This is a genomic window from Halorubrum sp. SD690R (assembly GCF_005435035.1).
Classification (GTDB): Archaea; Halobacteriota; Halobacteria; order Halobacteriales; family Haloferacaceae; genus Halorubrum; species Halorubrum ezzemoulense.
The window spans coordinates 42,141-55,977 of sequence record NZ_SGTV01000021.1 but is presented as its reverse complement, the minus strand read 5'-3'; the positions used below and the strand labels follow the sequence as shown (position 1 = coordinate 55,977).

Below are 13,837 nucleotides of genomic sequence, written 5' to 3'. Positions count from 1 at the left end.
CGTCGACGACGAGGACGAATTTCACGAACTCGTCAAAGACGTATTTGAACAAGTGACACAGCGAGTCAGCTACGCCAGAAAGTGGTGTGAGAAGTTTCTTAGCGTTCAGAAGTTATCTTGATCATTAATGCGCCGAGAAACGCACGCCACGTGCTAGTCGGAATCCGCTCAAACTACGTGCGAAGTACCGTGTAGTGTGGAAGCCTGGTGAGGCCGATCTTTTCAAGAACTCGAGCATTTCTGAGAGCAAATCCACGGAGACACAGGAGGGTTTGCCCAGCTCGATGCGGAGTGTATGTACGGTGAGCATCGCCCACTCGGCGAACCCGCCACTCCCTCGGAGTCGGCGGGTTCATCAGGATTAGCGACAGCTGATTTAGTTTTAACCACCATAACGCACGTGAAGAGGCAGATTACAGATTTCGGGTCTCACACCGATCCGTCTCTTCGCTTTCTACAACAATAACGGAGTCGTCGCCGTTGCGTCTAGCAAAACTACAGAGCCAAACAGTTCTATGATATTCTCTCTGCTGGGTGGTTTTTAGCATTCACAAACGTCTCACCGTGAACCACGTTACTCCGATGAGGAAGGAACCGACACCAGACACAAACAGCGTTTGTTGGTAGCCAAAAATCGTTGCAGCCCCGACACTGAGTGGCGGACCGACAGTAGTGCCGAGTCTGAGTACGCTTGTTCGAATACTCATAATACTCCCGCGAAATTCGTCCGGTGCTCGTTCGTTGAGTGCCGTATCTGTAATTGGCTCCGCGAGCCCCTGACCCAAACCGAACAGGAGGAGTGCACCAGCGATCACGTAGATGGAGTCCGCAAGAGCAACAACGGTAAGTCCAATCCCGTAACTCACGAATCCGAGCGCGATTGACTGAAAGCTCGTGAGTACTTGAAGCACTCTATCGCCCTGCATTGCAGTCAATCCCATTGTCACCGCAGGCAGCCCCACGAGAAGGCCGATGTTTGCTGACGAGAGCTGATATTCGTTGGCAAGCAGAAACGGAACAGCAGTAAGCTGTGCCCCATACAGAATAACAAATATTCCAAAGATAGCGAGGTAAAGAACAGCGAAGGGAGCCATCGGAGTCGATCCAGTGAGGAACTCACGGATACTTGAGTTCGATTTAGTCCCGTCTTGGTTGGGCTCTTCAAGCAACGTCATCCCGGGAACTGCGACGAACAGGGCAAGGAGAAAACATGCGAATGGAGCTGACCATGCTAGTGTTGCAAGAACTCCACCAAGCAGTGGATAGCCGGCAGCGCCAACTGCGAGAATCGCCGCATTTGTGCCGATCAACACGCGCCGTTGTTCACCGGTAAAGAGGTCACCGAGGAGGGTAACCGTGAGCATCGCAATCGCACTACTCGCCGCACCTTGGATCGCTCGTAGTACAAGAATAAGCGTAAAATCGGAAATAAAGATGATACTGCCCCCACTGAGTCCGAATACGACGAGCGCTGGGATCAGAATCGGTTTTCGACCGATTCGATCGGAAAGCAGTCCGATAGGGAGTGTCAGAAATATCCCGGGAAGCGTAAACGCTGATAGTAAGAGGCTTGCCTGTGACTCTGAGATATTCCACGCTTCCTGTACCGCTGGGAGTGCCGGGCTGATGAGTGAGACACCCATGACTGCGACGAGCGTACTTGCGAAAATTACCGCCGCGGCCGGCGAATCTCGGAGTGTTCGTATCAATCCCATTCGTTCAATATAACGCTTCACAGTCCCGTGCCCTAAACCGTCCGTTAGTGAACTAACCCACCCTACTCGCTCATGGCTTCGCCGTTCGTTTCGTTGAGGGTGGGGATTTCGCGTGGACTCCCGTTCTGGCCATCGCTGGCAGGCTCGTAATCACCGTTGACGTTCAATGTCCCGCGATTCAAGCGCACGTTTATCGGTGCGCTTCCGCCCGACGACGTTTACACGTGTTCCGAGGCTGTCTTCTATTTGTCAGCTTGGCCAGGAGAATATCCATTAAGAATTATTACCATGCTCTTCAAATCGATTGATGTTGTTCCAATACGTTGTCTAAATGAGTGACAATAGTCCCACCAACGAGTGCGACGTATGTCAGGATCCGATCGCTAGTGACTCGATCGCGGGAGAATCCGATGAGTCGTTCTGTAGCACTGGGTGTCGGGATATTCACGGGCTGCTCGATGATACCGACGCATCGGGCCGTCTTGATGTGGGGCCAGATACCGATCGCTCTCTCCCTGATGGCGTCACGCGGACGTTCTTTCGGATCGACGGGATGTACTCGCCGACGTGCGAAGCGTATCTCGAACACATCGCCGACATACAGTCCGGCGTGATCGCCGTAGAGGCGAGTTACGTTACTGAGACGATCCGCGTATATCACGATGCGGATGCGGTGTCAGTGAACGATCTCCGTGACGTGTTGAGTAGAACGGGTTACACTGCGTTTCTCCGATCCGATGTGAGTACGGATGGTGACGCAAGCGGCACGCGCCGCTCGCGGGAGGCGGACGGACTCCGCAAACGCCGAAGCGATGAGGTCCTCGGACTCCGCTACGCGGCTGGGATCGTGTTCGGCGCGTTCCTGATGGTCCCGTACGTGGCTATCATGTATCCAGCCCATCTCGCGCCCTACCTTGACGCTGTGTTTCTCAACGCCTTCGAAGGCGCCTTCCAACTGAGTGGGAGCAGCGGTTTCCTGTTCTTACGTATCTACTTCGTGTTGACCGCAATCGTGTTGTTTTTCACCGGAATGCCGGTGTTACGGGGGGCATACATCAGCCTCAAAATGCGTCGCCCGACGACGGACCTTCTCGTCGCGGTCACTGTCGTCAGCGCGTTTTGCTACGGTACGGGCGCGGTCCTTCTTGGGGATAATGATATCTTTTATGACCTGACGCTCGTTGTCGCGACGGTCGTCTCGGGCGTTTCATTTTATGAGACATCGATCAAACAGCGAGCGTTGGAACGGCTCACAGATCTCACCGTCTCGCAGGTGAACAGTGCCCAACGACTTGATGACGTCGACGCCGCGACAGAGGTGTCGGTCGATTCGCTGGAGTCCGGCGATCGAATCCTTGTCCGCGAGGGCGAACGGATCCCGGTTGACGGAACGCTTGTTGGCGACGACTGTAGCGTCAAGGAGGCGGTCGTCACCGGCGAGGCACTCCCAGTCGCGAAGGGAACGGGCGACAAAATCGTGGGCGGTGCGGTCGTCACCAACGGCGCCGCGATTATCGAAGTCGGTGACCCGGTAACGAGCAGTGTCGACCGCATCACCGATTCGCTGTGGTCGATCCAGAGCGCCGACCACGGGATTCAGCGTCGCGCCGACAAGCTCGCGTACCGGCTCGTCATTCTCGTTGGCGTCGTCGCTACCGTGATTGGCGCTTGGACAGTCGCCAGCGGCGGACCGCTGTCGGCGGGCGTCATGAGCGTGCTGCTCGCGCTGCTTGTTGCCAGTCCCTGGGCACTCGGACTCGCGACGCCGCTCTCGGTTGCTACGAGCATCCGCGACGCGATGGAGCGCGGCATCGTCGTGCTCGATGACACTATCTTCGAGCGACTCCGGGATGTCGACGTGGTTGTATTCGACAAGACTGGGACGCTCACGACGGGCGAGATGGATATCGTCGATGTCAACGCATCAGACGAAGCACTCTCCGATGCAGCCGCGCTTGAACGACTCGCCGCGCATCCGGCCGCAGCAGCCATCGTCGCCGCGGTCGACTCGACCGCTGGCGACGCGAGTACAGCCCAGACCGATACAGGCAACACTGACCACGCCGGAGTGACTCCCGACGGCCGTGAGGTGTGCGACTTCCGGACACACGCAACGGGCGTTTCCGGAGCCGTCGAGGGTCGCGAGGTGCTTGTCGGGAACCTCGACCTGTTCGCCGAACGGGGCTGGACAGTCACGGCCGCGATTCAAGAGCAGGCGCGCGAAGCCCGCGAATTTGGCCGTCTCCCGGTTGTGATTGGCCGCGACGGACGAGCGGACGGGATCGTCGTGGTCGGCGACAACCCACGGCAGGGGTGGCTAGACACGGTCACCGGTCTCCACGAGAGCGGGATCGAAGTTGCCGTCCTCACTGGTGATGATGAGGAGGCGACAGAGTTCTTCACGGAACAGGACGCGGTCTCATATGTATTTGCGGATGTGTCACCGGAAGGGAAGACAGAGGCAATCCGGCGATTCCAACACAACCAGCGCGTCGCAATGGTTGGAGACGGAACCAACGACGCACCGGCTCTCGCACAGGCAGATCTCGGGATTTCGTTAGGGGGCGGGACAGCGATTGCCGCGGATGCGGCCGATATTGTCATCGTCGACGACGACCTCTCGCTCGTCGAGACCACATTCGAACTTGCTTGGGCAGCACGGCGCCGCGTTCGGCAGAACATCGGACTCGCGTTCGTATACAACGGGATTGCGATACCGGCCGCGCTTATCGGCCTATTCAACCCCGTGACCGCAGCGGTCGCCGTCACCGTCTGTGGCGGAGTCCTTGCTCTGAACACCTCTCGGAGTCTCTTCAGGGAATCACCGTCAGCCTAGGCCGGGTCGGAGCTGCCGAGAGGATCGGTCACGTACCGCTATCAGCAGGATGAACTCCCTTTCGAAAGAGCGAGCCCATCTCGTTGGAAAGGAGAGATCGATGTTAGTGCTCAGCGATCACGAACAAGGCGTTTCCGAGCATGCTGAAGACGACCCCGAGAATTGTGTTTGTTGTTCCCGATGTAAGAAGGATCGTCAACCGCACCTTCGTAGGACTCAGGCTTCGGTGACCAGTTCCATCCCCTCTCGGACGGCTTCGCGTTGACCGAGGAGTGTGACGTGATCGCCGTGCTCGATAACTGTCTCCGCGCCGGGGACTTCGACCGACTCCCGGTCTCCGTCGCTGATGACGGCGATCAGACAACCGTCGGGCAGCAATGTCCCCACCTCCTTGACCGTCTTGCCGAAGAACGTCTCGTTGGTGACCTCAAGCTGTTGGACATCGCCGCTGTGACCAACCTCGGTCATCCAGTGGGCCAGGTCTGGTCGCTCGATTTGGTTGTCAAGGGCCCACGCGGCCGACATCGCGGCCGAGATGGTGCCCACGCCTAAGTTTTCGAACGCCTCGACGTTGTCGGAGTTGTTCGCCTTCGCTAAGACGCGTTCGACGTCGAAATTCGTCTTCGACAGCTGGGCGACGAGGAGGTTCACGTCGTCGTCGCCGGTGGCGGCGACGGCGATCTTGGCGTTGGCCGCCCCCGCCTTGCGTAACAGCTCCGTGTCCGTGCCGTCGCCGATGACGGTGGAGAAGCCGTCGTTTCGGAGCGATTCGATCGTCGCCTCATCATGCTCAATGATGACGACGTTTTCGCCGCGGTCTTCGAGGCGCTCGGCGAGCGCGCGGCCCACCTGCCCGCCTCCGACGATGATGACTCTCATGGGTATGACGTTGAGGTACTGCGCGATGTAGCGTGCCAGTCCGCCCTGAACGAGGGCGGTGACGAAGATGACTAGAAACACCGTCCCGATCAGGAGGTCCGCCTGCTGTGCAAGGGCAGGATCGTTGAGCTCGGTGGCAGCTGCTCTAAGATCCGTGGCAAATAGCGTAGCGACCGACGCCGGGATGATCCCGCGCGGCCCGATGGCGCTGATGAATACTCGTTCCGAGAGAGTGAATCGGTCCCCCACAGTCGACAGGAACATCAAGAGTGGTCGGATTACCACGGCGACGAGCACCACCACGCCGACCCCTGCGAGGCCCACATCGAATATCGCCGCCGGCGGCAACTGGGCGGCGAGCGCGATAAATACAAATGCTAACACAAGAAGCGTGATGTCGCCTTTGAACTCGGTGATGTCCTCTTTGTACGGAATGTCCATATTCCCGAGAGCGAGGCCTGCAGTAGCGGCAGCGGCGACACCGGCTTCACTTGCTAGCTGGTTCGCAGCGGCGAACGCGGCCAGCGCGCCGGCGAGCACGAGCAGTCTCGCGTTCCTCGGCGCCGCGCCGGGCGAGAGGTCGACGTACCGAAGCAGGTAGTAGAGGACGCCCGCGACGATGAGGCCGACGAGGAGTCCGTCGCCAAGTCGGAGCGCGAAGCCGCGGACGAGCCCCTCTGCGGTGACCGTCGGATCCACGGATTCGAAGAGCACGACGGCCGTGATCGCGGCCGTCACGTCGTTGACGATCCCTTCGGTCTCGAGGACCGCCGCGACTTGGTCTCTGACTGGGACGACCTCGAGAATCGGAGAGATGACTGTCGGCCCCGTGGCGACGAGCAGCGCACCGATCACGAAAGAGAGCGTCCAAGGTAACCCCTCTAGTGTCGATCCAACGCTGAATTGCTAGATACAATCGAGAGACGGTCTGTAGCTGGAATCTAGCAGATCAGGACTGAAGACCCACTAGGAACCGGACTGTCACCGCGGTGCCGACCAGCGCGATGACAGCACCGATCGTCACAAGCCGGATAGCTGCCCGTGGCGCCTTCTGGATGCGCTCAAACTCCAAATGGAACGCGCCCTCGAACACAATGATCGCGACCGCGAGCCCGACGATCGCTGAAAGGGAGGTCCCGAATGTCTCGCTGGTCACGATTCCGAGTCCCGGTCTCCCGATGGTCACCCCAACCAACAGGAAGAAGATGATGCTCGGTACTCGGAGCCGGGCCGCGAGGATCTGTGCGAGGACACCAAGTCCGATTATCCCCGCAACCAGTGGTATCAGGAACTCCTGTGCCACACCGGGGTCACCTATGTGAATGGCTACTAATCCGCCGGGATAAAAGGTGGTTGGTCCGTCTCTTTCATCGCGTTAGGCCAGAAAATGAGGCGTTCGAATTTACGCTCTATGGATTAACTCGAATGTCTTAGCGGACGCATTTGAAAACTATGTACGCTCTTGTGTAGCACATTGTTGATGGACTGCAGTCTTGCGATTTACGGGTGCGTGAATCAAATTGAGAGTCCACAGTAGAGGTGCTTAGAAAGTCGATTAGTGTTCCCACTCAGCTAGCGACGGTTGTATCAACAATCTCCTACAGAAGAGCGAACCATGTAATAATTGTAGAATCAGTCAAGAGGAAAACGGGAGAGTGGATTTGTAGTGGAGACGTTGATGGTTTACGCGCCGTGTTCCTCGACGTACTCGCGGGCCGCTTCGCGGATGACATCCTCGGGACCTTTGACGCACTCGCGGCGGAGGTGGGGGTACTGCCCGTCGAGCTCGCGGGCGACATGCCCGTCGAGATCGGCGACTTCCTCGACCGCCATCCCCTTGAGGTCCTCTGAGAGAAGGCTGGCGACGGCGCGGCTGACCGCACAACTCCGGCTCTCGAAGGCGATCTCTTCGACGCGCCCGTCAGTGATCGTCACGTGGAACTCGCCGTCGTCACCGCAGGTCGTCTCCTCGGAGGACTTCACGAACGTCGGATCGGTGAGCACGTCCGAGTTGCGGGGGCGGTGGTAGTGGTCGCTGATGCGGTCGTGGTAGCGGTCGGAGGCGAGGTACGCGTCAAGGTCGTCACGGGCCGAGTCGACAACCTCGAGGAGGCGTTCCACGTCCGCGCGGGTGTTGTACACGTAGAAGGACGCCCGGGCAGAGCCGGGGATGTCGAGCCGGTCGTGGAGCGGTTGCGTACAGTGGTCGCCGGCGCGGATGGCGACGCCGCGGTCGTTGAGGAGGCTAGAGAGGTCGTGGCCGTGGACGCCCTCAACGTTGAACGAGACGAGGCCGGTACGTTCCTCGCCGACGCCGGGGCCGTATGTCCGGACGAACTCTCGGTCGGCGAGTTCTCGGAGGAGGTACTGCGCGAGCTCGTTCTCGTGGTCACGGACGGCGTCCATTCCCAGTTCCTCGAGATAGTCGACGGCCGCGCCGAGCGCGATACCCTCTGCGATCGGCGGCGTGCCGGCCTCGAACTTCCAGGGTAGTCCGTTCCACGTGGAGTCGGTGAGCGTGACGTTCCGGATCATCTCTCCGCCGAAGAGGAACGGATCGAGGTCCTCCAGCAGCTCTCGCTTCCCATACAGCCCACCGATCCCGGTCGGGCCGGCGAGTTTGTGGCCGCTGAACGCGAAGAAGTCCGCGTCCATCGCCGCCACGTGGACGGGCCGCGTCGGGGCGGATTGGGCGCCGTCGACGACCGCGTACGCGTCGTGGTCGTGCGCGAGGGCCGCGAGGTCCGCGACGGGGTTGACCGTCCCAAGCACGTTCGAGACGTGGGGGACGCAGACGGCCGCCGTGTCGTCGGTGATGATGTCGTGGGCGGCATCCATGTCGAGGCGGCCGTCGGCCGTGACGGGGATGTGGCGGACGGTCGCGCCCGTGCGCTTGGCGATCTGCTGCCAAGTGACGAGCGAGGCGTGATGGTCCATCTCCGTCGCGACGATCTCGTCGCCCTCGCTGAGGCGCCGGCTGAGGCCGTACGCGACGAGATTAATGCTCTCGGTGGTGTTCTTGGTGAAGACGACCTCCTCGCGGCCGTCCGCGCCGAGGAAGTCGGCGACGCGGTCGTGGGCCGCTTCGTAGGCGAGCGAGGCCTCGTGGCTGAGCTCGTGGATCCCCCGGTGAATGTTCGCGTTGTACCCCGCATAGAACTCCTCGAAGACGTCATACACTTGGCGGGGCGTGTGCGTGGTCGCAGCGTTGTCGAGGTAGGTGAGCGGATAGCCGTTCACGCGCCGGTCGAGGATAGGGAAGTTATCACGTACTGCTTCGGCATCAAAACTCATGGTACTAACAAAACTCCGATGCTGATTAGATAAACCATAGGTGAGATTGCCACTCAATGACGTAGTTGACCGCGCTCACATGGCCGGCAAGATTATCCACTTCTTGGGCGACCCACTGATCGATGATTGCTCGCATGACAACAGTGAAATCTGTCTTGAGAATGTTGCTAGTGTCGCCATCCGCGGCAGTTCCAGTCTGTCGTTGACCGCGGTCCAGTCACGACTCATGCGCCGCCCCGTCGAAGGCCCGCCCGTTGACGCCGCGATAGACGAACGCTGTGCGACGATCGCGACACCGTTGGAGTTTCCAAGCCTGTCGTCTCACGGGTGATAGACGGCGTCCAGCGGTAGATCTCGAATACAGACGACCGCCCTGCCGACGAGGTTGAGCGGGCGGACGCCGCCCCCGCCGGCCTCGCTGCCCAGCACCTCAGTGCGCGGACGGCGACCGAGGTCTACATCTGTACGACCGATGTCGCGGCAGGCGAGGGGGCCGAAACCGTGCTCGCGAGTGAAGGATACGGAGACTCGGTGACGTTCGTGACTAGGTTCACTGAAGCTCTGGTTTCGAGTCGTGGTGAGGAATAGGGTCGAAAGGAGACGCAAGTTACGGTGTGAGCTGACTAGCGAGACGCTTTGACACTGTCGTGAGATACACCGTACCCCACATTGCGACAAGTATCGAACCGATCCCATTAAAGATCAAGTCGATAATCGTGTCGTCAATTCCGTGCTGCGCGAGCACTGGGTCAGCCCCAAAGAGGAGCGCACTTCGATCGAGGACAAACTCGAGAACCTCCCAGACTACGCCGGTCGCGAGGACGACCATGAGGGTGAACACGAACATCGCCCAAGGAGGGAAGTGAATCGATGAGGCGTGGAGGTGGATCGTCCTGAGGAACGTGTACCCTGCTGCGGCAACGACTGTCGCCGAAAGTGTATGCGTAAGTGAATCCCATGCCGGTATCAAGCCGTAGAGCCCGACAGTTCCGAGAACGTGGAGGAAAACTGCGCCAGTTAACCAAAGCGCGAGTGCTGGTTCGATCGGGATACCGTAATCCCGTTCTATCACTGCCGGAACAAACGTAATGACCAATGCGACCCCCGAATTTATCACGAGCGGAACTTGGACTGTCCAGAGTCCGTATCCAAATACTATCGCTAACCCTGCTTGCATCATGCGGACAGCTTGTCGTTGCCGTTGTGGTGAGATACCTAACCTGTCGCTCAGGACGGGCGATTGAGCGTTTATTTCTGTACCGTGTGTCGCCGAGTCAGCCTGTAATCGATTACCAGTTCGAACAGACGACCGTTGAAAGTGTAGATAGAAGATGCCACCAGCGATGACTCCGGCAATAGCCGCGGCGACAAATTCGATCATCACCGCCGTATTGATCGCATCCTGCGTGCGCCCGTTGAGCAGAAACGTCGTCCCAAACAGAATATCGGAAATCCAGCGGACGATATTGAAGACTGCCGCCATCGCGAGTGTAAAAATACCGGTTAGTACGATGGTGAACCACGGCGCCAGTCGGAGCGTCGTCAGGTAATGGATTTCGACCATCAACAGAAGACCAAGAGTCGCGAGAGAGAGGCTTGGGACGACCCCCAGTTGAAGAAAGGAACCCGTCCTGACGTCCCAGAGAATGGGAAGGCAGATTAGGAGCAGAAAGTACCACGGGGGCGTCACTGTCGGATCACGGGCTATTACAGCAGGGATGATGACAATCGCGATCGCTACTAGGCTGAACAGGACCGATTCATATCGACCAGTCACGAATCCTGTATAGGCTGTCCCCCCTAGCACGAGAGTAAAGAGCAAAGACAGGAGCGTGTTCGCCCTCGATTTGACGAACACAGGGATAGATCTATCAGGAATCATGACGTTGTTTGAGTCAGAAGTCGTTTTTGGCATAGGTCAGTCACAATCTCAGACAAGGAGATCTATGATTGGAGCCGCTGGATGCGCTTCTCCATCGGTGGATGCGTAGACATTGCCCGCTGTATGAAGTTGCGATCAGGGCTAGAGATACAGAGGGTAGCCACTTGTTGGTTGGAACCCTGCTCACGGCGGCGCGGGTTTCCATGTCTGCTGTTACGCTGATTTACTGGTTTCCCAGTACGCTGATCTGTAGACCGAGAGGCATGCTGATTCCCTTGGTGGATCTTCTTGAGTGCGCGAACGAGCGGATCCCCGGAGCCGATTGCGCGGCGGGCGTCAGCGTCCGCGACGTACTCGCGGTGTCGGCTGATGGCAAACACGAATGGCATCACGAAGAGCTGTACGAGGTTCCCGACTACGATGGCAAGGAAGAGATCCGCGATGTCGTTGTCGCCAGTGAACAGCACAATGTACTGTGCGACAATGCTGACGATCGAGGCGATGCCTTGGCCAATTTGCATTGTAATGACGTCGCGGTTGTCAATATGTGCGAGTTCGTGCGCCAAGACGCCCTCAAGTTCGTCCCGGTCGAGCAGTTGAATGAGTTCACGGGAGACAACGACGGTCCCGCTGCCGCGGCGGCCAACCGCGAACGCGTTCGGAACGCCCATGTCCGCGATCTTTAAACTCGGCATATTCAGATCCTTTTCGTGGCAGACCTTCTCAACGAACAGGTAAATCTGCGGATGTTGCTGTTTATCCATATCCTCAGCACCGACGCTCTTGAGCGCGGCCCACTTTCCAACCTTGTACTGGACGCCCACGAGCAGAATACTGCCAACGATGGCGAGCGCGAGGATGCTCTGGCTTTGCCCGAAGAAGTACCACGCTACAGCGACGGCTCCGGAATAGAACGCGAGAAGGATGCTGCCGACGATAGCCATCCGTATTTTTAGTCCGAGATGTCGCATAACGAGCGGTATGTGGCCATAATATAAAACTTTACTTATATATTGACAATATAGTTAGCTGGGGTGAGCAGCAAAATCTGAAGCCAGTATGTACATTCTACTGTAGTTCGTTTTTGATAGCTCGTAGCTAGCCGCCGGATTCTGGATGTTACAAAGCTAAACCCTCCTTCGGGAGAGAATAGATATCAAATCCACTTCTTATATCCCATCTTCCCCCCAAAATGAGCGTCAATTAGCTCCAGAAGAGGTTCAACATCTACAACTTCCTGAAGTTCGTTGAGAGTGTACATAGCTCCTCGAAAGTGTCTCGCGCCGTACTGGCAAAGGTCAGATTCCTCGTATTGCGAATGGTCAATAGGTCCTACAGACCTGCGATCATCCAGTTCAAGAATGCTAAAAGCATGATATGCCGAGCTAAGGGCTCGGCCCAAGTTTATGAACTCGTTACGAAGTACAGTGTTACTTCCTGTGAGATTGGCTGCAATAGTTACTGCGCCTTCACCTAATGTGCCAACGAACTTATCCAAGAATGTATACGTATCAATTGATTGGGTTCGCGTAATGTTGAATGAATCGATCAGAGATCTTGATGTCTCAATAAGAGCCTCAAGAGCTTTTTCGAATTGCTGATTACCTGCCTCAAAAAAGACTGTGTAAGCTGTAGAGTTGAGATAATCACCAGCCAGCAGCATTTTCACTGGGTCTCTCATCAGAGAATTGCGTTGACTGGTGTGAAGTTGATGGAGCAGTTCACTTCGCAGCTGACAGTATCCACGCAGTAACTCCGTTGCGGCCGATGCCGATAATACTACATCAGTAATTGGTTGATCAGCAATTGTAGCGTAGGAAAGAGCAACCAATTGGCCGTACCATCGGTCTGAACACGAATTAATAGCTGAGTTGGCTAGAACGACTGAATGGTCATCACTGCTTCCTAACGCTGTTTCCAGACGTTGATTGATTGTGTTTCGCCGCTCATCGAGAGTTGATAGCGTAGTCATTTTGCCTTAATCTCGTAAACGTATATTTTTGAGGGTAGTCAATTGACTTTATTGTCAGTATATATACTTTGTGCTTTGCTGCCGTGCTGCGCTTGATGGAACTGTGATGTCGGGATCTATTTCATGTGGTGGGAACAATTTCACGCAGATCGCGACACAACTCCTATTATGTCAATAATAGCTAGGCTCATGGCTACATTCGTCTTTAGTTAATACTCATAGTAATATCTAATGACGGTGTTTTCGGGCTGAATTCCGGACAATCACACCGGCTGCGGTTCGAGATACGGGTCTGAAGCAACTCCTTATTGCTTGATTTCGGCGGCAATATTACTATTGGGCTTAACTAAAGACGAATGGCTCATGGCTAGAACGGAGTGGGCATTAGTTCGTGTTGCGGTGTGACAAGAAGCATTTCTCTATCATATTGATTTGGGGCTCAGATAGCGACACTCGGTCAGGTAGATACTGGCTCCGAGGTGGGTGAGGAAGTAGTTCAAACTGGTTTCACTTTCTAGATCGAAGATGGCCTCAATGACTCGAATCCCAGATAGCAGAATAGTGGGAGTAGTCGTGTCATCTAGCTCGGAAAACCAGCATCGAATCGACCGTCCAGCAACCGCACTCGGCCCAACCTTTGTCCTTGGCTCTCGGAATCCTCGCCCTAGAAGATAGCTCAATTTTTTGTACGCCAGAGAGATCTATTGAAAAACCATTAGTTTAAATACTGAATAGATATTCAGTCACAGGTAAGGCAATGTCAGAAACAGCCACAACAGACCAGATGAATACACGTCAGTACCTCATACTTGGGGCAGTTAGTACAGTCATTTCTGTCGTTCTTGTCCCATTAGCAGGGCTTGTTTCGATTTATAGCAGCTACAAAATCCATGGCAAAACACGAAAGTTGTACACTTACCTGATGGGGGGCATTGGCGCCGCCTCAGTCTTAGTTTGGGTTGCGTACCTGATGACCTTGTGAACTAGCCCATCTTACCGGTTTGCCGTAGTTTCTATAACCGGTTGAATCTATCAGACCGACATTCGCGAACCGTCAAAAACCGATCTGTTTGAATCCAATTTTCGTGTATCCCTGACAGAGACAGTCGATCGATTAAGGATGCTTGTCGAGTAAGAGTGTAGCCGAGAGCTTTTTAATGGTCATGTGGTAAATATAATATATAGACAAAACAAGCCGGACTCGTGAGGCAATCAAACAGGTGAGTCTTGCTATCGAAGAGACAGATGATCCTAACGCA

6 protein-coding genes and 5 pseudogenes are annotated in these 13,837 nt (G+C 56.3%); 3 read left to right on the top strand and 8 right to left on the bottom strand.

Annotated features, from left to right (window positions below):
- Positions 1-121: pseudogene (locus tag EXE41_RS13000) on the top strand (IS630 family transposase); the annotation flags it as partial.
- Here the strand turns inward: EXE41_RS13000 and EXE41_RS12995 are convergent.
- From EXE41_RS12995 to EXE41_RS20030, 3 genes and pseudogenes are all read right to left on the bottom strand, one after another.
- Positions 111-393 (bottom strand): annotated as a pseudogene (locus EXE41_RS12995) (IS5/IS1182 family transposase); the annotation flags it as partial. The pseudogenes EXE41_RS13000 and EXE41_RS12995 sit on opposite strands and share 11 nt — an antisense overlap.
- A 155-nt stretch (positions 394-548) precedes the next feature.
- Positions 549-1,715, bottom strand: coding sequence for an MFS transporter (locus EXE41_RS12990; protein WP_137691246.1), 1,167 nt, complete (start codon positions 1,713-1,715; stop codon positions 549-551).
- A gap of 62 nt (positions 1,716-1,777) precedes the next feature.
- Positions 1,778-1,933, bottom strand: a pseudogene (locus EXE41_RS20030) (RNA-guided endonuclease TnpB family protein); the annotation flags it as partial.
- Positions 1,934-2,046: 113 nt separating this feature from the next.
- Between EXE41_RS20030 and EXE41_RS12980 the strand changes: the two are divergent.
- The gene (locus EXE41_RS12980) at positions 2,047-4,551 is read left to right on the top strand and encodes a heavy metal translocating P-type ATPase (RefSeq protein WP_394348114.1); all 2,505 of its coding nucleotides are present in this window, start codon (positions 2,047-2,049) and stop codon (positions 4,549-4,551) included.
- Between the two features lie 216 nt (positions 4,552-4,767).
- On the opposite strand, the pseudogene EXE41_RS12975 reads toward EXE41_RS12980, so the two are convergent.
- Positions 4,768-6,733, bottom strand: a pseudogene (locus EXE41_RS12975) (cation:proton antiporter).
- A 380-nt stretch (positions 6,734-7,113) separates the two neighbouring features.
- The gene (locus EXE41_RS12970) at positions 7,114-8,724 is read right to left on the bottom strand and encodes a SufS family cysteine desulfurase (protein WP_137691245.1); all 1,611 of its coding nucleotides are present in this window, start codon (positions 8,722-8,724) and stop codon (positions 7,114-7,116) included.
- Positions 8,725-8,803: 79 nt separating this feature from the next.
- On the opposite strand from EXE41_RS12970, the pseudogene EXE41_RS19680 reads away from it, so the two are divergent.
- Positions 8,804-9,312 (top strand): annotated as a pseudogene (locus EXE41_RS19680) (hypothetical protein).
- A 19-nt stretch (positions 9,313-9,331) separates the two neighbouring features.
- Here the strand turns inward: EXE41_RS19680 and EXE41_RS12960 are convergent.
- From EXE41_RS12960 to EXE41_RS12950, 3 genes are all read right to left on the bottom strand, one after another.
- A complete protein-coding gene (locus EXE41_RS12960; RefSeq protein WP_241987245.1) occupies positions 9,332-10,639 on the bottom strand; it encodes a hypothetical protein in 1,308 nt (435 codons plus the stop codon).
- A 29-nt stretch (positions 10,640-10,668) separates the two neighbouring features.
- Positions 10,669-11,550, bottom strand: a complete 882-nt coding sequence (locus tag EXE41_RS12955) for a M48 family metallopeptidase (protein ID WP_137691244.1) — start codon at positions 11,548-11,550, stop codon at positions 10,669-10,671.
- Between the two features lie 212 nt (positions 11,551-11,762).
- Complete coding sequence (locus EXE41_RS12950; protein WP_137691243.1) at positions 11,763-12,578, bottom strand: hypothetical protein; 816 nt, start codon at positions 12,576-12,578, stop codon at positions 11,763-11,765.
- Positions 12,579-13,837 lie beyond the last annotated feature (1,259 nt).

Excerpts from the sequence above, each read along its gene's own strand:
- EXE41_RS12990 (WP_137691246.1), bottom strand. The coding sequence starts at position 1,715 with ATGGGATTGATACGAACACTCCGAGATTCGCCGGCCGCGGCGGTAATT.
- EXE41_RS12980 (WP_394348114.1), top strand. The coding sequence starts at position 2,047 with ATGAGTGACAATAGTCCCACCAACGAGTGCGACGTATGTCAGGATCCG.
- EXE41_RS12970 (WP_137691245.1), bottom strand. The coding sequence starts at position 8,724 with ATGAGTTTTGATGCCGAAGCAGTACGTGATAACTTCCCTATCCTCGAC.
- EXE41_RS12960 (WP_241987245.1), bottom strand. The coding sequence starts at position 10,639 with ATGCCAAAAACGACTTCTGACTCAAACAACGTCATGATTCCTGATAGA.
- EXE41_RS12955 (WP_137691244.1), bottom strand. The coding sequence starts at position 11,550 with ATGGCTATCGTCGGCAGCATCCTTCTCGCGTTCTATTCCGGAGCCGTC.
- EXE41_RS12950 (WP_137691243.1), bottom strand. The coding sequence starts at position 12,578 with ATGACTACGCTATCAACTCTCGATGAGCGGCGAAACACAATCAATCAA.